The 19,454-nt window shown below is 70.3% G+C and carries 20 protein-coding genes; 3 read left to right on the forward strand and 17 right to left on the reverse strand.

Annotated elements, in window-relative coordinates:
• Positions 1 to 13: 13 nt before the first annotated feature.
• From ACIBQ1_RS29400 to infC, 7 genes are all read right to left on the reverse strand, one after another.
• Positions 14 to 2,578 carry a phenylalanine--tRNA ligase subunit beta gene (locus tag ACIBQ1_RS29400; protein ID WP_397282523.1) on the reverse strand — a complete coding sequence of 855 codons (2,565 nt, stop codon included), beginning with the start codon at positions 2,576 to 2,578 and terminating at the stop codon, positions 14 to 16.
• Entirely contained in the window at positions 2,578 to 3,618 is a 1,041-nt protein-coding gene (gene pheS / locus ACIBQ1_RS29405; RefSeq protein WP_397282734.1) for a phenylalanine--tRNA ligase subunit alpha, read from the reverse strand. The genes ACIBQ1_RS29400 and pheS overlap by 1 nt, the downstream gene beginning before the upstream one ends.
• 129 nt (positions 3,619 to 3,747) lie before the next feature.
• Positions 3,748 to 4,839: an ATP-binding protein gene (locus tag ACIBQ1_RS29410; RefSeq protein WP_397282524.1), complete on the reverse strand. Its 1,092-nt coding sequence runs from the start codon at positions 4,837 to 4,839 to the stop codon at positions 3,748 to 3,750.
• 50 nt (positions 4,840 to 4,889) lie between these two features.
• On the reverse strand, positions 4,890 to 5,690 hold the full coding sequence (locus tag ACIBQ1_RS29415; RefSeq protein WP_397282525.1) for a TrmH family RNA methyltransferase: 801 nt from the start codon (positions 5,688 to 5,690) through the stop codon (positions 4,890 to 4,892).
• A gap of 265 nt (positions 5,691 to 5,955) precedes the next feature.
• Positions 5,956 to 6,339 carry a 50S ribosomal protein L20 gene (rplT, locus tag ACIBQ1_RS29420; RefSeq protein WP_355376522.1) on the reverse strand — a complete coding sequence of 128 codons (384 nt, stop codon included), beginning with the start codon at positions 6,337 to 6,339 and terminating at the stop codon, positions 5,956 to 5,958.
• A 24-nt stretch (positions 6,340 to 6,363) separates the two neighbouring features.
• Entirely contained in the window at positions 6,364 to 6,558 is a 195-nt protein-coding gene (gene rpmI, locus ACIBQ1_RS29425) for a 50S ribosomal protein L35 (protein ID WP_090761693.1), read from the reverse strand.
• Positions 6,559 to 6,687: 129 nt separating this feature from the next.
• Positions 6,688 to 7,275 carry a translation initiation factor IF-3 gene (gene infC, locus ACIBQ1_RS29430; protein ID WP_090945400.1) on the reverse strand — a complete coding sequence of 196 codons (588 nt, stop codon included), beginning with the start codon at positions 7,273 to 7,275 and terminating at the stop codon, positions 6,688 to 6,690.
• Between the two features lie 329 nt (positions 7,276 to 7,604).
• On the opposite strand from infC, the gene ACIBQ1_RS29435 reads away from it, so the two are divergent.
• Positions 7,605 to 7,877: a type II toxin-antitoxin system Phd/YefM family antitoxin gene (locus ACIBQ1_RS29435; RefSeq protein WP_397282526.1), complete on the forward strand. Its 273-nt coding sequence runs from the start codon at positions 7,605 to 7,607 to the stop codon at positions 7,875 to 7,877.
• The gene (locus ACIBQ1_RS29440; protein WP_397282527.1) at positions 7,877 to 8,299 is read left to right on the forward strand and encodes a type II toxin-antitoxin system VapC family toxin; all 423 of its coding nucleotides are present in this window, start codon (positions 7,877 to 7,879) and stop codon (positions 8,297 to 8,299) included. Before ACIBQ1_RS29435 ends, ACIBQ1_RS29440 begins: the two co-directional genes overlap by 1 nt.
• On the opposite strand, the gene ACIBQ1_RS29445 is transcribed toward ACIBQ1_RS29440, so the two are convergent.
• The 10 genes from ACIBQ1_RS29445 to ACIBQ1_RS29490 form a co-directional block, all read right to left on the reverse strand.
• Positions 8,274 to 9,128, reverse strand: coding sequence for a shikimate dehydrogenase (locus tag ACIBQ1_RS29445; protein ID WP_397282528.1), 855 nt, complete (start codon positions 9,126 to 9,128; stop codon positions 8,274 to 8,276). The genes ACIBQ1_RS29440 and ACIBQ1_RS29445 overlap by 26 nt on opposite strands.
• A gap of 260 nt (positions 9,129 to 9,388) precedes the next feature.
• Positions 9,389 to 10,549 (reverse strand): endolytic transglycosylase MltG, encoded by a 1,161-nt coding sequence (gene mltG / locus ACIBQ1_RS29450; RefSeq protein ID WP_397282529.1) that lies wholly within the window; start codon positions 10,547 to 10,549, stop codon positions 9,389 to 9,391.
• 211 nt (positions 10,550 to 10,760) lie between these two features.
• Positions 10,761 to 11,993, reverse strand: coding sequence for an endolytic transglycosylase MltG (gene mltG, locus ACIBQ1_RS29455; protein ID WP_397282530.1), 1,233 nt, complete (start codon positions 11,991 to 11,993; stop codon positions 10,761 to 10,763).
• A complete protein-coding gene (locus ACIBQ1_RS29460; RefSeq protein ID WP_397282531.1) occupies positions 11,990 to 12,253 on the reverse strand; it encodes a hypothetical protein in 264 nt (87 codons plus the stop codon). The genes mltG (ACIBQ1_RS29455) and ACIBQ1_RS29460 overlap by 4 nt, the downstream gene beginning before the upstream one ends.
• Complete coding sequence (gene ruvX, locus ACIBQ1_RS29465) at positions 12,250 to 12,729, reverse strand: Holliday junction resolvase RuvX (protein ID WP_355376533.1); 480 nt, start codon at positions 12,727 to 12,729, stop codon at positions 12,250 to 12,252. Before ruvX ends, ACIBQ1_RS29460 begins: the two co-directional genes overlap by 4 nt.
• Before the next feature lies 1 nt (position 12,730).
• Entirely contained in the window at positions 12,731 to 15,403 is a 2,673-nt protein-coding gene (alaS, locus tag ACIBQ1_RS29470; RefSeq protein WP_397282532.1) for an alanine--tRNA ligase, read from the reverse strand.
• A gap of 17 nt (positions 15,404 to 15,420) precedes the next feature.
• On the reverse strand, positions 15,421 to 15,651 hold the full coding sequence (locus ACIBQ1_RS29475) for a hypothetical protein (RefSeq protein ID WP_397282533.1): 231 nt from the start codon (positions 15,649 to 15,651) through the stop codon (positions 15,421 to 15,423).
• Positions 15,648 to 16,043, reverse strand: coding sequence for a DUF948 domain-containing protein (locus tag ACIBQ1_RS29480; RefSeq protein WP_397282534.1), 396 nt, complete (start codon positions 16,041 to 16,043; stop codon positions 15,648 to 15,650). The genes ACIBQ1_RS29475 and ACIBQ1_RS29480 overlap by 4 nt, the downstream gene beginning before the upstream one ends.
• Positions 16,044 to 16,541: 498 nt before the next feature.
• Positions 16,542 to 17,783 (reverse strand): replication-associated recombination protein A, encoded by a 1,242-nt coding sequence (locus tag ACIBQ1_RS29485; RefSeq protein ID WP_397282735.1) that lies wholly within the window; start codon positions 17,781 to 17,783, stop codon positions 16,542 to 16,544.
• A gap of 88 nt (positions 17,784 to 17,871) precedes the next feature.
• Positions 17,872 to 18,354: a DUF2231 domain-containing protein gene (locus tag ACIBQ1_RS29490; protein ID WP_397282535.1), complete on the reverse strand. Its 483-nt coding sequence runs from the start codon at positions 18,352 to 18,354 to the stop codon at positions 17,872 to 17,874.
• Between the two features lie 169 nt (positions 18,355 to 18,523).
• On the opposite strand from ACIBQ1_RS29490, the gene ACIBQ1_RS29495 reads away from it, so the two are divergent.
• Positions 18,524 to 19,432, forward strand: coding sequence for a peptidylprolyl isomerase (locus tag ACIBQ1_RS29495; protein ID WP_397282536.1), 909 nt, complete (start codon positions 18,524 to 18,526; stop codon positions 19,430 to 19,432).
• The last annotated feature ends 22 nt before the right edge of the window (positions 19,433 to 19,454 follow it).

A 19,454-nucleotide genomic window follows, 5' to 3' on the forward strand; every position in this document is an offset into this window, starting at 1 on the left:
GCCCCTTCCCTGCTCAGGAGCTGCGGAGCTGAGCCCCCACGCGGTCGGTCGCCATGGCCACCGCCGCGTCGCGGGCCGCGGTCGTCTCCTCCACCGTCAGCGTCCGGTCCGCGGCGCGGAAGCGCATCGTGTAGGCGAGCGACTTGTTCCCCTCGCCCACCTGCTCCCCCGCGTACACGTCGAACAGCCGGATCGACTCCAGCAGCTCACCGGCCCCGTCGCGCAGGGCGGCCTCCACGTCGGCCACCGGCGTGAAGTCGGGGACGATCAGCGCGACGTCCTGCGTGGCCACCGGGTAGGCCGACACCGGCGGTGTCTGGACCGGGCCCGGCATGGCGGGCTCCAGGCGCGACAGCTCCAGCTCCATGGCCGCGGTGCGCGGCGGCAGCCCGTACGCCTCGATGACGCGCGGGTGCAGCTCGCCGGCGTGCCCCACCAGCGTGTCGCCCACGTAGAGGGCGGCGCACCGGCCGGGGTGCCACGGCTCGTGCTGGTCGGCGCTGATGGACAGCTCCAGCCGGGCCTCGCCCGCGACCAGGCGCGCGGCCTGCACCGCGTCGGCCCAGGAGACGCCGCGACCGCTGCCCCACCAGCCCGAACGCTCGAACTCCCCGGCCAGCACCGCCGCGACCCGCACCGGCTGGTCGGGCAGCGCGGCCTCGATCGAGGCCAGCTCCTCGGCGGTCGGCCGGCGCTCGACGCCGAGCACCGGCGCCACCTCGGGAGCGCCCACGCGCGGCCGGTAGACCGGCCCCATCTCGAACAGCGCCGCGTCCGTGAACCCGCGCCCGGCGTTGCGCACCAGGGTCTTGAGCAGCCCCGGCAGCAAGGTCGTGCGCATCAGCGGCTCGTCCTCCGACAGCGGGTTGGCCAGCCGCATGGCGTTGCGGCGCGCGTCGTCGGCGGGCAGCAGCAGCCGGTCGAAGTCGTCGGCGCTGATGAACGGGTAGCTGAGCACCTCGACGTAGCCGCCCTCGGCCAGCGCGCGGCCGACCCGCCTGCGCAGCCGCTGACCCTCGGTGAGCCCGGCCCCGGCGGGGGCGGAGGGCAGCTCCGACGGCAGGGTCTCGTAGCCCTCCAGCCGGATGACCTCTTCGGCCAGGTCGTTGGGGTCGGTGAGGTCGGGGCGCCACGACGGCGGCGTCACCGTGATCATGTCGTCGCCGGTGACGGCCAGCCTGGCCGCCAGGGCGCCGCCGGTCACGACCCCGGTCGGGTCGACGCCGCCCTGGCGCACGGCCGGGTCGTCGCCGTCGACCACGACGCAGCCGACCTGCCGCAGCCGGGAGACGACGGTCTCCTTGGAGTAGGGGACGCCGGCCACGGTGCCCGGGTAGCCCGACGGGATCGCGATGCGCGCCGGCGACACCTCGACCTCGGCGTGCGTGACCCCGGGCTGGACGGTCGCGCCGCCCAGCTCGGCCAGCAGCTGCACGGCCCGCCACGAGGCGACGAGCGGCAGCTCGCGGTCGACGCCGCGTTCGAACCGCTTGGAGGACTCCGACACCAGCCCGTTCCTGCGCGACTCGCGCGAGATGCCGGTGGCGGAGAAGTGGGCGGCCTCGATGACGATGTCGGTCGAGCCGTCGGAGATCTCGGTCTCCAGCCCGCCCATGGTGCCGGCCATCGAGATCGGCCCCGACTGGTCGGTGATCAGGATGTCGTCGGGGTCGAGCTCGCGTACGACGTGGTCGAGCGTCTCGAGCCGCTCGCCCGCGACGGCGCGGCGCACGACGATCTCGCCGCGCAGCTTGGCGCGGTCGAACGCGTGCAGCGGCTGCCCGAGCTCCAGCATGAGGTAGTTGGTGATGTCGACGGCCAGCGACACGGACCGCATGCCGGCGCGCGTGAGGCGGATCCGCATCCAGAGCGGGCTCTGGGCGGCGGGGTCGAAGCCGCTGACCTCGCGCAGCACGAACCGGTCGCACGCGGTCGGGTCGGCGATCGACGCCGGCCACGACGGGCTGGTCTCGGCGGGCAACTCGACGGAGCTCGTGTCGGCCGGGTCGCGGAACTCCACCCCGAACGCGGTCGCCACCTCGCGGGCCACGCCCCTGATCGACAGCGCGTAGCCGATGTCGGGCGTGATCTCCAGCTCGATCACGTCGTCGCGCAGCCCGAGCAGCTCGACCACGTCGGTGCCGATCGGGGTGTCGGGCGGCAGCACCATGATGCCGCCGTGGTCGTCGCTCAGCCCGAGCTCGCGCTCGGAGCAGATCATGCCCTCCGACATGCGCCCGTACGTCTTGCGCGCCCCGACCTCGAACCCGCCGGGCAGCACGCCGCCGGGCAGCACGACGGGCACGCGGTCGCCGGCGGCGAAGTTGGTGGCGCCGCAGACGATCTCGCGCGGCGTCGCCTCGCCGGTCTCGACCTTGCAGTGCCGGATCGGCTTCTTGAAGCCGCTCAGCTCCTCGATGGTGAGCACCTCGCCGACGACGACGTTCTTGACGTCGTGGCCGTGCGAGGCGATCGCCTCAAGCTTGAGCCCGGCGGCCGTGAGCTTGTCGGCCACCTCGTGGGCGGTGACCGCCGGGAGATCGACATACTCCCGCAGCCAGGAAAGCGGGACCTTCATCAGATCTCCATTCCGAACGGGAGCGTGAAGCGCACGTCTCCCTCGACCATGTCACGCATGTCCTCGGCGTTGTGGCGGAACATCAGCGTCCGCTCGATGCCCATGCCGAACGCGAACCCGGAGTACCGCGACGGATCGACCCCGCAGGCGATGAGAACGCGCGGGTTGACCATGCCGCAACCGCCCCACTCGATCCAGCCCTCCGACTTACAGGTGCGGCAGGGCGGGTTTCCTGGGATGGCCGAAGCGCCGCGGCAGACGAAGCACTTGAGGTCCATCTCGGCGGACGGCTCGGTGAACGGGAAGTAGTTGGGCCGGAAGCGGGTCGTGATGCCCTTGCCGAACATCACCTCCGCGAACCGGTCGAGCGTGCCCTTGAGGTGGGCCATCGTCAGGCCCTCGTCCACGGCCAGCCCCTCGGTCTGGTGGAAGACCGGGGTGTGGGTGGCGTCGAGCTCGTCGGTGCGGAACGTCTTGCCCGGCGAGATCACGTAGACCGGCAGCTCGCGCTGGAGCAGCGCGCGGACCTGCACCGGCGAGGTCTGCGTGCGCAGCACCATGCCGGAGTCGGTGGACCCGACGAAGAACGTGTCGTGGTCGGAGCGGGCCGGGTGGTCCTTGGCGATGTTGAGCGCGTCGAAGTTGAACCACTCGCCTTCGAGCTCGGGGCCCTCGGCCACTTCGTAGCCCATGGCGACGAACGCGTCGGCGATGCGCTCCTGCAGCGTGGTCAGCGGGTGGCGGGCCCCGCGCGGCCGCCGGTCCCACGGCAGGGTGACGTCGACGCTCTCCTCGACGAGCACCCGCGCGTCGCGTTCGGCCTCGAGCTCGGCCTGGCGGGCGGCGAGCGCTTCGTTGATCGCCTTGCGGGCGGTGCCGACGCGCTTGCCGGCCTCGGCGCGGGCGGCCGGCGGCAGGGCGCCGATCTCGCGGTTGGCCAGGGCGATGGGCGAGCGGTCACCCGCGTGCGCCAGCCTGGCCTGCTTGAGTGCGTCGAGGCCGGCGGCCGCCTTGATCGCCTCGATGGCGTCGGCCTCCATGCGGGACACCTCGTCGGCATGCAACGGTGTCACCTCGACGGGGTCGTAGTCAGACAAGAGTGAGCTCCGTATCCAGGGCTTGAGCGGAAATGAGTCTAGTGGGCCCGCCCACCGGGGCCGACTCGATCGCTAAGGCGTGGCGAAGTCGGGCGTGCCGGTGGGCACGGTAAATCGGAACTCCGCCCCGCCCTCGGGCGCCCGCTGCACGGTGATCGTGCCGCCGTGCGCCTCGACCAGGCCCTTGACGATGAAGAGGCCGAGCCCGGTGCCACCGCGCCTGCGGCTGTTGCCGCCCCGCCAGAACTGCCGGAAGACGCGCGGAGCCAGCTCGGGCTCGATGCCCTCGCCCTCGTCGCGCACCGACACGGCAACTCCCCATTCAACGGACTCGATCTCGATTGTCACAGTGCCGCGCCCGTGGCGCAGCGCGTTTTCCACCAGGTTACCCAGGATCTGGTCGATCTTGTCCTGGTCGAGCCACATCTCCGGCAGGTCGTCGCCGGTGATCAGGCGAAAGCGATCCTCTGCCTCGCCCGCCGCGACCCGGCCCGCCATGAGCCTGCGCACCCTGGCGGGGACGTCGACGACCTGGCGGCGCACCTCCAGCCGGCCCGACTCGATGCGCGAGACGTCGAGCAGCTCGGTGATGAGCCGGGTGACGCGGTCGGCGTCGTTGTTGACGGTCTCGAGCATGACGCGCTTCTGCTCGTCGGTGAAGCGTGTCCACTTGGCCAGCATGGTCGCGGTGAAGCCCTTGACGCTGGTCAGCGGCGAGCGCAGCTCGTGGGCCACGGTCGAGACCAGGTCGGCGCGGCTGCGCTCCAGCCGGGCGCGGGCACCGCCGTCGCGCAGGGTGATCGTGACGCGCTCAACCTCGCCGCCGCGCTCCGGCTCGCGTACGAGCCTGGCCGCGACGTACAGCTCCTGGCCGCCGGGCAGGTGCAGCGGGCGCTCCGGCACCCTGCTCCTGATGCGCAGCCCGCTCTCGGGGTCGAGCGCCTTCCACCAGTCGCGCCCGTCGTGGTCGCGGAACGGGAACACGTCGCTCATGTGCCTGCCGACCGCGCGCTCCATGGGGACCCCGGTGAGCCGGGCGGCTGCCCGGTTGACGGCCAGCACGCAGCCGTCACGGTCGGTCACGATGAGGCCGTCGGGAAGGTCGTCGATGGCTATCGTGCACGCGGCGGCCACAACTCGCCCGTCGGTGTCTGCGCCGTGCACGAACTCGCCTCCTCCGCCTACAACGCCGACAATAGCGGGTTTCCCGCCGCCTAGGGCACTCGCTGAGCCCTAGCCGAGGAGTAAAGGCATACCGCCGCGGCGGTGGCCAGGTTCAGGCTTTCGGCCTGTCCGTAGATAGGCACTCTGACCACATCGTCCGCCTCGGCCAGTACGTCCTCCGGCAGTCCCCAGGCCTCGTTGCCGAAGATCCACGCGGTGGGTCCGGTAAGATCGACATCGTCGAGCGTGTGCTTGCCCGCGCCGTCGGCCGCCAGCACGCGCAGGCCCCGCTCCTTGAGTTGACGCACGGCGGCGCTCACCGGTGCACCGATGACGACGGGCAGGTGGAAAAGGCTGCCGGCGCTGGCGCGTACACACTTGCCGTTGTACGGGTCCACGGAGGCGTCGGTGAAGACCACCGCGTCGGCGCCGGCGGCGTCGGCCGCCCGCATGACGGTGCCGGCGTTGCCCGGGTCGCGCACGTGGGCGAGCACGGCGACCAGGCGCGGCTCGGCCAGCGCCGCGTCGAGGGGCACGTGCACGAGCGTGCAGACGGCCACCAGCCCCTGCGGGGTCACTGTCTGTGACAGCTCCGACATGACCTCGCCGCTGGCCCGGTGCACGGGCACGCCCTTCAGCCGAGCCTCGGTGATCAGCTCGGGGTGGCGCAGCTCGGCCTCGGCGGTGCTGAACAGCTCCAGCGTCACGCCGTCGAGCTTGAGCGCCTCACGGACCGCCTGCGGCCCCTCGGCCAGGAACCTGCGGTCCTGCTCCCTGAAGGCCCGCTTGGTGAGCCGCCTGGCCGCCTTCACCCGCGGCGACTTCACGTTGGTCAGCTCGGACCCGGCCATGCTTGTCTCCCTGTCCCCCACGCCCTGTCCGGGACGCCCTGACTCTGTCTCACAAGCGCTGTCCCACAGGCGCTGTCTCACAACCGGTGTTTCACGAGCGCTGCCTCGCAGGCACTGTCCCGCAGGCGCCGCCTTCGCAAGCGCTGCCTCACAGGGCACTGTCCCACACGCGCCGTCCCACGCGACGACGTCCCACACAGCAACAAAGGGCCCACCGTCATCGGTGGGCCCCTCGATTAAGACAATCGCCTCAGCTCGCGGTGCTTCAGCTCGCGGCCGGAGCGTTCACGTTCGCCGGGAGCGCCTTCTTGGCGGCCTCGACGAGCGTGGCGAAGGTCTGGCTGTCGTTCACCGCGAGATCAGCCAGGATCTTGCGGTCGACCTCGACGCCGGCCAGGCGCAGACCCTGGATCAGGCGGTTGTAGGTCATGCCGTTCTGGCGGGCGGCGGCGTTGATCCGCTGGATCCAGAGACGGCGGAAAGCGCCCTTGCGGTCCTTACGGTCCCGATAGGCGTACGTCATCGAGTGGAGCATCTGCTCCTTGGCCTTGCGGTACAGACGCGACCGCTGGCCACGGTAACCGCTCGCCCTTTCGAGGACGACCCTGCGCTTCTTCTTGGCGTTGAGCGCCCGCTTCACGCGTGCCATGTTTCTTCTCCCCGGGGAATCGCGCTACTTGGCGAGCAGCTTCTTGATCTTCTTGGAATCGGCGTCGGAAAGGACGACCTCGTTCTTGAGACGGCGCGTCAGCGTGGACGACTTCCACTCGTTGTAGTGCGCGCGGTTGGCACGGCGACGCTTGATCTTGCCGGTGCCGGTTACCCGGAACCGCTTCTTCGCACCGCTGTGCGTCTTCATCTTCGGCATGTCGCCGTCTCTCCTCGTTTCGGTCGTGCCACGGGCCGGGCCGGTGGTGGGCCGACCCGGTCGCGGCGTCTTCGTCTGCTGGTGATGGCTCAAATCGGGGTGCTCTGTAAGGCTAACCCCAACCGCGGGTCATCCTTCCTGTGGGGAAGTGTCCTCGCTGCCACGCTGTGCCTTGGCTGCGGCCTTTTCGGCCTTGGCCTCGGCCTTCTTCTTGTGCGGACCGATCACCATGATCATGTTACGGCCGTCCTGCTTGGCGTGGGACTCCACGAAACCGAGCTCCTGGACGTCGTCCGCGAGCCGCTGCAGGAGCCGGAAACCGAGCTCCGGCCGGGACTGCTCGCGACCACGGAACATGATCGTGACTTTGACCTTGTCTCCCGCCTTGAGGAACCGCACCACGTGACCCTTCTTGGTCTCGTAGTCGTGCGGGTCGATCTTCGGCCGGAGCTTGATCTCCTTGATGATCGTGTGCGCCTGATTCTTGCGCGCCTCGCGCGCCTTCATCGCGGACTCGTACTTGAACTTGCCGTAGTCCATGAGCTTGCACACGGGCGGTCGAGCCGTGGCCGCGACCTCGACGAGGTCGAGGTCGGCCTCCTGGGCGAGCTTCAGGGCGTCGTGAATCGAGACGATGCCTACCTGCTCGCCGTTCGGGCCCACGAGGCGAACCTCGGGAACTCGGATACGCTCGTTGATGCGGGGCTCAGTGCTGATGGGGCCTCCTAGGTTTGCGATCCCTACGTGCTCGTCGTGCCGGGAGCCCTTCGCCCAAATGCGAAAAGCCCCGCACGTCGCGCATGCGGGGCCACTGAGCTCTTCGCCTTCGTGGCCTTTGAGCTCCCCGGAGTAGTCCGGCGTGATCCTGGACCCGTCCGCCTTCCGGCGACTCAGGTGGGAGGGAGACCTCCGCTTGCGCGTCCAGCATTGGCATGCCAGACCGATCAGAGAGCTACGTTACCACAACGTCCAGGCTTCCTCGAATCATCCCCGGCGGCCCAGCCCCTTGCGCTAGACTTCTGTCCAGACTAGACAGAAAGGGTCTTATGACCGCGATCCAGGCAGAAGTGACCAAATGGCAGCTACAGGAGGCCAAGCAGCACTTCAGTGAAGTCGTCAGGAAGGCTCACGACGAGGGGCCGCAGATCGTCACCAAGCACGGCAGGGACGTGGTGGTGATCATCGACATGGAGGAATATCGACAGCTCAAGGGCAAGCAGCCGGACTTCAAGGAGTTCCTGCTCAGCGAGCCGGACTGGCCTGACGCTCTGGAGTTCGAACGCGACAAGAGCCTTCCGCGAGAAGTGGACCTCGGCTGATGAGCGTCGGCTACATACTCGACACCAACATCATCTCCGAGGTGCGCAAGCCTCATGGCGACCCACAGGTGAAGGAATGGGTCGGCGCGTCTCTGGGGCCGACTCTCTACCTCAGCGTCCTGTCCATCGGCGAGATCCGCTGGGGGATCGAGCTGCGCCGGAAGACCGATCCTCAGCAGGCGTTGGTGCTCGAAAGGTGGCTCGCGCGGCTCTACCAGTCCTTCCGGGACCGGATCATCCCGATCACCAGCGACGTCACCGAGGAGTGGGGGCGCATGCGCTGCGTGCGCACGCTTCCCCTCTCCGACGCGTTGATCGCGGCCACGGCCAAAGTTCACGGCTGGAGCGTGGTCACCCGCAACGTGAAGGACTTCACGGACACCGGCGTGACCGTGATCAACCCGTTCGAGATGTCCGCCTAGCGAGCTCCGCCTCGCCGGCCGCGCGCATGGCCTCCACCGGCACGTCCGTCCGGCCCGTCATCAGCTCCACCTGCCGCACCGCCTGGTGCAGCAGCATCGCGAACCCCCCGACCACGGTGCCGCCCGCAGCCCGGACGGCCGCCGCCGCGCTGGTCGGCCAGGGTGAGTAGACCACGTCGAAGAGCGCGGGCACCCGCGCCAGCCGGTCGGCGAACGCGTCGGCGGCCCCGCCCGGCAGCGCCGAGACCACCAGGTCCACCCGCGTGAAGGCGTCGAGCTTGTCGAACGTCTCCACCGCCAGCGCCACGCCGAGCCGCTCGGCCACCTCCACCGTCTCCCCCGCCCGCGCGGGGTCGCGCACCAGCAGCGTCGCCGAGAACAGCCCGAGGTCGCGCAGCGCCGCCAGCGCCGAGGCCGCCGTGGCGCCACCGCCCAGCACGGTCGCGGAGCGCGGCGCGGGCACCCCGGCCTCGGCCAGCGCCTGCTCGATGCCGTAGACGTCGGTGTTGTGGCCGTGCCGGAGACCGTCGCGGAACACGACGGTGTTGGCACCGCCGACCTCGACGGCCGTGTCGGACACGGTGTCGAGCAGGGGCAGCACGGCCCGCTTGAGCGGCATGGTCAGCGACAGCCCCGCCCACGGGTCGCCGTCGTCGGGGACCTGGCCGCGCACGGGCACCAGCTCGCCCAGCAGCCCGGGCAGCCGCGCCTCGTCGCACTCGAACGCCTCGTAGCTCCACCGGTCGAGCCCCATCGCCTGGTACGCGGCCCGATGCAGGTAAGGCGAGAGCGAATGACCGATGGGCGACCCCATCACCGCAGCCCGCATCCACACTCCTTCCGAACATGACGACCTTATCGCCCCGTCGCCACGTTTCTCCCGCTCGGACGGCTCACCGGGCGCGCGTCACGGCGGGTCGTCCCCTCACCTGAGAAGCGTCCCTTGGACGGGGGGGCGACGCACGTCGGCGGGAGGTGCCCACCGTGCGCAGCCGTAAAGGATGGGTGTCCCCCGCGCACGCGCGGCCTGGCCCCAAAAAGACGCCCGCCCACCGCGGGAGCGTGGACGGGCGCGTGGAGCATCGAAGGTCAGCCGCCGCAGCCACCGTTCCTGGCGCACTTGGCCAGCAGCGCCTGACGCTGGGCCTCGGTGGTGGCGAACTCGGTGAGGCTGCTCTTGGGGTCGGTGGCCACGAAGTACAGCCAATCCCCCTTCGCCGGGCTCAGCGCGGCCTGGATGGCGTGGTCGCCGGGGTTGGCGATCGGGCCGGGCGGCAGCCCCTCGTACATGTAGGTGTTGTAAGGGGACTTGGTCTGCAGTTCGGCGTGGGTGGCGTAGGTGCGGTACTTGTTCAGCGCGTACATGACCGTGCTGTCCATCTCCAGCTTCATCTGCGGCTTGCGCTCCAGCCGGTTGTAGATGACGCGGGCGATCTTCGACATGTCCTCCTGGCGACCGGCCTCGGCCTGCACGATGCTGGCGATGACCATGATCTCGTGCGGCGTGTGGCCGAGTGCCTTGGCGCCGCCCTCGAGGTCCATCTGCTCAGCCGTCTGGTTGAACCGCTTGACCATCGCCCCCAGGATCTGCGACGCCGTGGTCTTGGGCTGGACCTCGTACGTGGCCGGGAAGGCGTATCCCTCCAGCTTGCCCTTGGCGTAGTTCGGCAGGTCGAGCTGCTCCACGTCCTTGGCCGCGGCGGCGAACTCCTTGGCGGGCTTGCCGGTCTCCTTGGCCAGCGTCTTCAGGGTGTCGGACAGGCGCAGGCCCTCCTTGATCGTCACCCTGGCGAGCAGCCGGTTGTCCGGGATGAGCAGCGCCACCGCGCTCGCGGCCGACATGTTCTTGCGCAGCTTGTACGAGCCGGGCTGCAGCGAGCCGCTCCTGTTGGCGTTGCCGATCGCGTTGGTGAACGCCCTGGCGCTGGCCACGACCCCCTGCCGCTCCAGCTCCTGCGCCACGTCCGAGGCGCTCTGGCCGTCCTTGATCTCCACGATGACCTCGCCGGTGCCCTGACCGGTGTAGTCGTCGGGCACGAGCGCGTCGCTGAGCCACAGGTAGCCGTAGTAACCGCCACCGCCGATGATGCCCGCGAGCACGACGAAGGCGAGCAGCGGCGCCATGAAGCCGCCGCGGTTGCGGCGTCGGCGCCGGCGGCGCCCGCCGCGGTTGCCGCCGCCGCGATTGCGCCGGGTACGACCGCCGTCGTCCTCGGCGCCTAGCAGAGTGTTCAGATCGAGATCGTTCATAGGTGCGCTGGCCAATCTCCCGGTATGACCGGCCGGGCGTCAAGCGAAACCGCCAAACCGGCTTGGGTCACCGAGCGGAACTGGGGGGTCCGCCGGACATGCTCCCACGACCAGCGGAGATCACTCTGGGTAGCCATGCTAAGGGATGGAAAGAGGGCGCATGACCCGTTTGGGGGCATTTGCGCCGGGACGGAGGGGGTCCCGCCGAACATCAACTCGTCCCGAGGTTCTTATTCAGCTCTTCCCGGTATCTCACGAACTCGCTCTCTTTGTCGGTGAATTTGGTGATTCTATGCGCCGGATCCGTGGTCACAAACCAGTGCCAATCGCCTTGGGCTGGGTTCAGGGCCGCCATCAGCGCCTTCTCCCCAGGATTGGCGATGGGCCCGGGGGGCAGCCCCTTGTGCCGGTAGGTGTTGTAAGGAGAGTCGACCTTGGTGTCACGCTCCGTAATCTTCAGACTCCTGCGGTTCTGGGCGTACAGGACGGTGCTGTCGATCTCCAGCGGGGTGCCCTTCTGGAGACGGTTGTAGATCACCCTGGAGATCTTCGGATAGTCCGCGTCGACCCCGCCCTCGGCCTGGATCATGCTGGCCACCGTGACGGCCTCCAGCGGCGTCAGGTGCTTGCGGGCAGCCTCCTGCTCCAGGCCGATCTGGCGGGCGGCGACCCGGAAGCGTTCGACCATCGCCGCCAGCACGTCCACCGCCGTGTCGCCGGGCTCGACCTCGTACGTGGCCGGGAACAGGAACCCCTCCAGCCCCTCGGCGTACGCGGGCAGGCCGACGAGGGCCTTGTCGACGCCCTGCAGCTCCTTGAGCGGCAGCCCGGCCAGTTTGGCGACGCGGGCCAGCACCTCGGACGTCCGCATGCCCTCCGGGACGGTGACGCGCCGCACGACCCTGGACGCCGGCGCGAGCAGCAGGTCGAGTGCCTCTTTGGCGGCCATGCCCTTGCGCAGCCGGTAGTGGCCGGGCCGCAGCCGGTTGGTGACCGCGCGCTCCTCCGTCACCCGCACGAACGACTTCGCGCTCGCCACCACCCCGGCCTCGGCCAGCGCCGAGCCGATGGCCTGCGCGCTCGAACCCGGCGAGATCCGCACCGTCACGGCGCCGCTGCCCGGCCCTTCGAAGTCGTCGGGGCTCAGGTACGGCTTGAGCACCGCGAAAGCGCCCGCCCCCAGGGCCACCACGGCCACGATCAGGCCCGCGGAGAACATCCCGGCCTTGCGCATGGCCCGCTGGCGGCGTTCGGGCGGCGCGACGGCCTCCGCCCCCGGGTCCCGCCGCTCCGCCTCCGGGTCCCGCCGCTCCGCCTGTGGGTCCCGCTCCGGTGCCGGCTCGCGCCGCTCCGGCTCCTCCTGCGCGGAGTCGCCGGCGGAGAACGGGATCACGTCGCCGAGGTCGCCCTCGTTCTCGTTCTTGTTGCCGGGTGTGCCGTTCACGCGGCCACCCCGCCGTCAGCCGGGCCGTCAGCCGGGCTGTCGGCCGGAGCCCCCACGGCCGTGCCCTGCACGTATGTGCGTGCCGCCGGCGCGGCCGTGCCCCGCGCGCGTGTGTGCGCCGCCGGCGCGGCCGTGCCCCGTACGTGCGTGTGCGCCGCCAGCGCGGGCGCGACCCAGCAGACCTGCAGCCACGTCGTGGTCATGCACCATGCTGTGTACGCCGCCTGCGCGGGCGCGTCCCCCGTGACGCGCGCGCTCATGAGGCAGGTCCGTCGGCCGCTGGGGGCGGTGCGACGGGCCTGCCTGGGGGTCTGTCGGTGACGCGCTCGGAGTCGAGCGCGTCCTGCAGCAGCACGACGGCCGCGGCCTGATCCACGACGTCGCGCTGCTTCTTGGCCTTCATGCCGCTCGCCCGCAGCCCGTGCGTCGCGGCGACCGTGGTCAGCCGCTCGTCGAACAGCCGCACGGGCGTCGGCGCGAGCCGGACCGCGAGCTCGGCGGCGAACTGGCGGGCCAGCCCCGCCGCCTGCCCTTCGCGCCCGGACAGCGAGGTGGGCAGCCCCACGATCACCTCGATCGCCTCGTGCTCCGCGACGATCGCGGCGATGCGGTCGAGGTCGCCCTTGCCTCGCTTGACCGTCTCGACCGGCGTGGCCAGCAGCCCGGAAGGGTCACTGCGGGCCACGCCGACGCGTACGGATCCGACGTCCACGCCGATCCGCGTGCCGAACCTCATGTCAGCCGAGCTGATCCGCGATGGCCTGCTCGACCAGCTGCAGCGCCTCGCCGATCGCCTCCGGCCGTGTGCCGCCGCCCTGCGCGACATCGTCCTTGCCGCCACCGCCACCCCCAAGAGCCTTGGCGGCGACGCCGACCAGCTTCCCGGCCTTGAGTCCGCGCTCGCGCCCCGCCTCATTGACCGCGGCAACCACCACAGGTCGGTCGGAGGGGACGCCGGCGATCACGATGACCGCCGGCCGGTCCGCCGGGAACCTGCCACGCACATCCAGCGCGAGCTTACGCAGATCATCCGCACCGGTGCCATCAGGCGCGCGGTGTGTCACAACGGAGACTCCACGCAGATCACCGGCCTTGGCGGCGAGGTCGCCGGCCACCTGGAGCACCTGGGCGGAGCGGAGCTTCTCCAGCTCCTTCTCCGCCGTGCGCAGCCGGGTGACGATGCCGTCGATGCGCTCGGGCAGCTCCTCGCGGCGCGCCTTGAGCTGCTCGGTGAGCTGCGCGACCAGCACGCTCTCGCGGGCCAGGAAGCGGAAGGCGTCGATGCCGACGAGCGCCTCGACGCGGCGCACGCCCGCGCCGACCGACTGCTCGCCCAGCACCTTGACCAGGCCGAGCTGGCCGGAGCTGTGGACGTGGGTGCCGCCGCACAGCTCGCGCGAGTAGTCGCCGATCTCGACGACGCGGACCTCGTCGCCGTACTTCTCGCCGAACATGGCCAGCGCGCCCATCGCCCTGGCCTCCGCCTGCGAGGTGTAGAAGGCGTTGACCTTGAGGTCGTTGATGAGCACGGCGTTGACCTCGTCCTCGACGTCGCGCAGCACGCTGGGCGGCACCGCGCCCGCCGCGGTGAAGTCGAAGCGGAAGCGGCCGGGAGAGTTTTCCGAGCCGGCCTGGGCCGCCGTCTCGCCGAGCGCGTTCTTGAAGCCGCGGTGGACGAGGTGGGTGGCGCTGTGGCTGCGCGAGATCGCGCGGCGGCGCTCGAGGTCGATCTCCGCCTGCGCGTCGTCGCCGACCTTGAGCTCGCCGCTGCGGATCTTGCCCCGGTGCACGACCAGGCCCGCGATCGGCGTCTGCACGTCGACGATCTCGACCTCGGCGCCGCTGGTGCGGATCACGCCCTGGTCGGCGAGCTGGCCGCCGCCCTCGGCGTAGAACGGGGTGCGCCCGAGCACGACCTCCACGGTCGCGCCCGCGCCCGCCGCCGGGACGGGCACGCCGTCGACGAGGATGCCGACCACGCTGGTGTCGGCCTCGGTCTGGTCGTAGCCGAGGAACTCGACCTTGCCCGCCTTCTCCAGCAGCTGCCCGAAGACGGAGATGTCGGCGTTGCCGGTCTTCTTCGCCGCGGCGTCGGCCTTGGCCCGCTCCCGCTGCTCCTTCATGAGCCGGCGGAAGCCCTCCTCGTCGACCTTGAGCCCGTGCTCGCCCGCCATCTCCAGCGTCAGGTCGATCGGGAACCCGTAGGTGTCGTGGAGCTGGAACGCCTGGTCGCCGGAGAGCGTGGTGCCGGACTTGCGCTTGGTCTCCTCGACGGCCACGTCGAAGATCGCCGTGCCGGTGCGGAGCGTGCCCAGGAACGACGCCTCCTCGGCGTCGATGACCGCGTGGATCTGCGGCGCGTCGATCTTGAGCTCGGCGTACTGCTCGCCCATGACGTTGATCGCCACGTCGGTCAGCTCGTGCATGTAGCGCTCGTCGCCGGAGCCGAGCAGGCGCAGGTTGCGTACGCTTCTGCGCAGGATGCGGCGCAGCACGTAGCCCCGGCCCTCGTTGCTCGGCAGCACGCCGTCGGCCACCAGCATGGTGCCGGTGCGGACGTGGTCGGCGATCACGCGCAGGCTGACGTCGGAGCGGTGGTCGCGCCCGTAGCGGGTCTTGGTGAGCTCGGCCGCCTTGTCGAGGATCTTGTACGTGGTGTCGATCTCGTAGATGTTGTCGACGCCCTGCAGGATCGCCGCCATGCGCTCCAGGCCCATGCCGGTGTCGATGTTCTTGGCCGGCAGCTCGCCCGCCACGTCGAAGTCGACCTTGGAACGGACCTGGCTGAGCTGGTACTGCATGAAGACGAGGTTCCACACCTCGAGGTAGCGGTCCTCGTCGGCGACGGGCCCGCCCTCCTTGCCGTACTCGGCGCCGCGGTCGTAGTAGATCTCCGAGCAGGGGCCGCCGGGACCGGGCACGCCCATGTGCCAGTAGTTGTCCTCCAGGCCGCGCCGCTGGATGCGGTGCTCGGGCAGGCCGACGCGGTTGTGCCAGATGTCGAAGGCCTCGTCGTCGTCCTGGTAGACGGTCGCCCACAGCTTGTCCTCGGGGAAGCCGAAGCCGCCGTCGGACTCGGAACGGGTGAGCAGCTCCCACGCGAACGGGATCACTTCGGACTTGAAGTAGTCGCCGATGGAGAAGTTGCCCAGCATCTGGAAGAACGTGGCGTGCCGCGTGGTCTTGCCGACCTCGTCGATGTCGGGGGTGCGCACGCACTTCTGCGCGGTGGCCAGCCGGGACGCCGGAGGCTTGCGCTGCCCCAGGAAGTACGGCTTGAACGGCACCATACCGGCATTGACCAGGAGAAGCGTGGGGTCCTCAGCGATCAGGCTGGCCGAGGGCACTACCTTGTGCCCACGCTCCTCGAAGAAGCGCAGGAAGCGGCGGGCGATCTCTGCCGACTCCATGTTGGCCATCCTTTGCGTTAGTTGTTGTCTTCAGCGTTGTCGAGTCCGAAGCGTGCTCGCAACTCGGTTTCGCGCTCCGCGGCCTCGCCGAACGCGTCGGAAGTAAAGTCTCTCACCTGCCGGAGCATCCCCGCGGCGCTGTTGGCCGTCCTGCGGGCGACGTGGTCGGGGTGGAGCGCCTGCAGCCTGCGCATCACCCAGAAGGTGAGCAACGCGCCCAGCGACAGGTAGAACAACCGCCTGATCATCGTGCCGCCTGCCTCTGCCGCGGCCTCGGGACGACCTTGCGGGGCCTGCGGGCCTCGATGGCGCGCCGGACGCCGTACGCGAGCGAGGACACCTTGATCAGCGGCCCGGTGAAGATGGTCTGCGTCACCGCGCTGAGCTTGGCCGCGTGGCCGCTGACCTGCTTGACGTCCTTGGCGATGGCCTCGACGGCGACCAGCTGCCTGTTGGTCTCGTTGACCGTGACGCTCATGTCGTCGAGCAGCGGCGTCAGGCGGTCGTTCAGGTCGGAGACCGCCTTGGTGGCCTCGGTGAGCAGCCTGGCCAGCTTGATGAGCACCATGGCGAGCACGCAGACCAGGACTATCCAGCCCGTGGCCGCGATCAGGCCAGCGACCTCTCCAGCGGTAAGCATGCGCTCATCTCCCTCGTACGCTGGGCCGGAACGGCAAGACCTTATCGCGTTCGAGTGACAACCTTGGTGAGGACGCCGACCTCGAATCGTGCCTCGACGGCGCCCGGCGCTTCCCCGGCCGCTCGCGTGCCGCCCCGGCCTCGTACGCCACCGGCCGCCTTCGGCCCGGCCGCGTCCCGACGCCCGCGCACCCAAACCTACGCCATCCTCCGCCCTGCCCCACACGCCCCCCGACGCCCCTCGTCCCCGAAGGGACCCGCGTACCGGCTCCAACGCCCCTGCCCCACCACACGCGCCTCACCACCCCGGCGGCCACGCCTGCCGCACACCCACCGGCCGCGCTGCGCCGAGCACCACCGCACGACGACCCGACGACCCGGCGCCGGACGGGCCCGAGCCGCACATCAAGACGCCGACCCGGCGCCGGCAGAGCCCAGGTCGCACCCCGACCGGCGCCGGGAAGGCGTGCGTGCGGGCAGCGGCCCGCCGCGCCGGGGGTCAGGAGCCGCGAAGGAAGTCGCGGATCTTGGCCCAGCGGTCCGCTATCGGGGCCTCCGCGCCGTGCCGGGTCGGCTCGTAGTAGCGGCGCTCGCGCACCTGCTCGGGCGCGTACTCCTGCCGCACCAGCCCGTGGTCGAAGTCGTGCGGGTACTTGTAGCCGTCCCCGTGGCCGAGCTTGGCCGCCCCCGGGTAGTGGGCGTCGCGGAGGTGGCCGGGCACCTGGCCGATGAGGCCGCGCCGGACGTCGCCGATGGCGGCCCCGATGGCCTTGACCACGGCGTTGGACTTGGGGGCCGTCGCGCAGTGGATGACCGCGTGCGCCAGGTTGATCTGCCCCTCGGGCAGCCCGATGAGCTGCACCGCCTGGGCCGTGGCCACCGCGGTCTGCAGGCAGGTCGGGTCGGCCATGCCGACGTCCTCGGAGGCGAAGATGACGATGCGGCGGGCGATGAAACGGGGGTCCTCCCCGGCCTCGATCATGCGGGCCAGGTAGTGGAGGGCGGCGTCGGCGTCGGAGCCGCGCATCGACTTGATGAACGCGCTGATCACGTCGTAGTGCTGGTCGCCCTGCCGGTCATAGCGTACGGCGGCCTTGTCGACGGCCTTCTCCACCACCTCCACGGTGATGTCGTCGGCCAGCAGCGCGGCCGCCTCCAGGTAGGTCAGCGACCTGCGCGCGTCGCCGCCCGCCAGGCGTACGAGATGCTCCAGGGCCTGGGGCGCGAGCGTGGCGCGCCCGCCGAGGCCGCGCGGGTCGGAGACGGCCCGCTCCAGCACGGCGCGGATGTCGTCCTCGGACAGGGACTCCAGGGTGAGTAGCAGCGAGCGTGACAGCAGCGGTGAGATGACCGAGAAGAACGGGTTTTCGGTGGTCGCGCCGATGAAGGTGACCCAGCGGTTCTCCACGGCGGGCAGCAGCGCGTCCTGCTGGGCCTTGTTGAAGCGGTGCACCTCGTCCACGAACAGCACCGTCTGCCGCCCGGTCATGCCGAGCTCGCGCCGCGCGTTGTCGATGGCGGCGCGCACGTCCTTGACGCCCGCCGACACGGCGGAGACCTCGACGAAGCGGCGCTTGGTGACGTTGGAGACGACGTAGGCGAGCGTGGTCTTGCCGGTGCCCGGCGGCCCCCACAGGAACAGCGACATGGGAGCCTCGCTCTCGACCAGGCGCCGCAGCGGGGTGCCCGGGCCGAGCAGGTGCCGCTGGCCGATCACCTCGTCGAGCGAGCGCGGTCGCATCCGCACCGCGAGGGGCTGCGGGGTGGCCTCCTCGGCCGCCGAATCGAACAGGCTATCCACATCGCGAGATTACACGGGGTACGGCGGACTACGCGCCCCAGACGGCTCGTGCGCCCGAGTCCCCGGCGCGGAAGACGTAGTAGCCGGCCACCGCGGCCAGCACCGGCGTCAGCGCCGACAGGATCAGCGTCGCGGCCCGGCCGAACCGGTCGCGGCCGATCGAGTCGCGCGCCGGGCTGGTGGCGTACACGAGCAGCAGGGCCGCCACGGCCAGCCCCAGCACCGACAGCAGCAGCGGGTTGGCGAAGCTCTGGTGCGTGGACAGGCGGGACCCGAGCTCGCCGTCCGCCGTGGCGAAGCGGGCCGCCTTGAGGCTCTCGCCGCTCTCCTTGGCCGCGAAGACCGCGGCCGGGGCGGCCAGCGAGAGCAGGACCACCGCCCACGCCACGTGCGTGCGCCAGCGCGGGACGAGCGCGTAGGCGGCCGCCGCGACCACCAGGAGCGGGGTCAGCACGACGGCGAAGTGAATGATCAGTGGGTGCGCCGGGAGGCCGAGGATCTGGTCGAACATGGGGGGCTCCTTAGTTCTCATTTCAACTACGAATGTGAGCACCATATGGTTCGCGACCTCACATATCGTCCTCTGCCGCTTTCGCCACTTACGTCCGGCACATATCGAAGGCCGGTAGCATGCGCGGAGTTGTTTGGTCATGCACGGGCAAAGATGAGAGGACATAGCGGTGAGCGGCGACGACCGCCAGAACGAGGACGACCGCCAGAGCGAGCTGGCGCGGGAGCACAAGGAACGGCAGGCGAAGCGCGCTGCCGCCCAGACCGCCAAGGCAAGGCGGAACACCTTCATCGGCGCGGGCGTGGCCGTCGTCGTAGTCGCGGGCGGCGTCTTCGCCGCGACCACGCTGGTCAACAAGGAACCCGAAAAGGCCTCGGCGGAGAGCAGCCCTTCGGCCTCCGCCTCCGCCTCGGCTTCCGCCTCCACGGAGCCGTCGGTCACGCCGACGGCCAAGACGGGCCCGGTCACCTGCAGCTACAAGCGGGAGACGTCGGTGCCGAACAAGTTCGTCGGCCTGCCGGGCAAGAAGCCCAACATGAAGCTGAAGAAGATGACGATCGCCACCAACCACGGCAACGTCGTCGTCGACCTCATGACCGAGGCCGCGCCTTGCTCGGTCAACTCGCTCAGCTTCCTGGCGAAGAAGAAGTTCTACGACAACATGAAGTGCCACCGCCTGGTCACGCCCGACGTGTCCGGCGTGCACATGTTGCAGTGCGGCGACCCGCTGGCCAAGGCCGACGGCAAGAACCCGACCGACGGCCAGGGCACGGCCGGCTACGTCTACGCGGACGAGAACGCCGACATCGCCCTGTCCAAGGGCGTGGTGTTCATGACCCAGGCGGGTGACGCGATGGGGCAGAACAACAGCCAGTTCGCCATCTCGCTGTCGGACGAGAACACCCAGATCGGCTCGGGCTACAACGTCGTGGGCATGGTCAGCGAGGGCATGGAGATGCTGCAGGGGCTGGCCACCAGCGGCAAGGACCTGATCATCAACGAGGCCGACATCACCGGCGACGGCGGCACCACGGCGCCCAAGAACCCGGTGATCATCAAGAGCATCACGTTCAAGTAGCGCACACGGAAACGGCGGGCAC

Origin of the sequence: Nonomuraea sp. NPDC050153 (genome assembly GCF_044460125.1) — a bacterium.
Lineage (GTDB): Bacteria > Actinomycetota > Actinomycetes > Streptosporangiales > Streptosporangiaceae > Nonomuraea.

Bases quoted from the DNA above. Each gene is read 5' to 3' on its own strand.
- ACIBQ1_RS29400 (WP_397282523.1), bottom strand. From the start codon at position 2,578: ATGAAGGTCCCGCTTTCCTGGCTGCGGGAGTATGTCGATCTCCCGGCG.
- pheS (WP_397282734.1), bottom strand. From the start codon at position 3,618: ATGGAGGCCGACGCCATCGAGGCGATCAAGGCGGCCGCCGGCCTCGAC.
- ACIBQ1_RS29415 (WP_397282525.1), bottom strand. From the start codon at position 5,690: ATGGCCGGGTCCGAGCTGACCAACGTGAAGTCGCCGCGGGTGAAGGCG.
- rplT (WP_355376522.1), bottom strand. From the start codon at position 6,339: ATGGCACGCGTGAAGCGGGCGCTCAACGCCAAGAAGAAGCGCAGGGTC.
- rpmI (WP_090761693.1), bottom strand. From the start codon at position 6,558: ATGCCGAAGATGAAGACGCACAGCGGTGCGAAGAAGCGGTTCCGGGTA.
- ACIBQ1_RS29435 (WP_397282526.1), top strand. From the start codon at position 7,605: ATGACCGCGATCCAGGCAGAAGTGACCAAATGGCAGCTACAGGAGGCC.
- ACIBQ1_RS29440 (WP_397282527.1), top strand. From the start codon at position 7,877: ATGAGCGTCGGCTACATACTCGACACCAACATCATCTCCGAGGTGCGC.
- ACIBQ1_RS29445 (WP_397282528.1), bottom strand. From the start codon at position 9,128: ATGCGGGCTGCGGTGATGGGGTCGCCCATCGGTCATTCGCTCTCGCCT.
- mltG (WP_397282529.1), bottom strand. From the start codon at position 10,549: ATGAACGATCTCGATCTGAACACTCTGCTAGGCGCCGAGGACGACGGC.
- ACIBQ1_RS29460 (WP_397282531.1), bottom strand. From the start codon at position 12,253: ATGAGCGCGCGCGTCACGGGGGACGCGCCCGCGCAGGCGGCGTACACA.
- ruvX (WP_355376533.1), bottom strand. From the start codon at position 12,729: ATGAGGTTCGGCACGCGGATCGGCGTGGACGTCGGATCCGTACGCGTC.
- alaS (WP_397282532.1), bottom strand. From the start codon at position 15,403: ATGGAGTCGGCAGAGATCGCCCGCCGCTTCCTGCGCTTCTTCGAGGAG.
- ACIBQ1_RS29475 (WP_397282533.1), bottom strand. From the start codon at position 15,651: ATGATCAGGCGGTTGTTCTACCTGTCGCTGGGCGCGTTGCTCACCTTC.
- ACIBQ1_RS29480 (WP_397282534.1), bottom strand. From the start codon at position 16,043: ATGCTTACCGCTGGAGAGGTCGCTGGCCTGATCGCGGCCACGGGCTGG.
- ACIBQ1_RS29485 (WP_397282735.1), bottom strand. From the start codon at position 17,783: ATGCGACCGCGCTCGCTCGACGAGGTGATCGGCCAGCGGCACCTGCTC.
- ACIBQ1_RS29490 (WP_397282535.1), bottom strand. From the start codon at position 18,354: ATGTTCGACCAGATCCTCGGCCTCCCGGCGCACCCACTGATCATTCAC.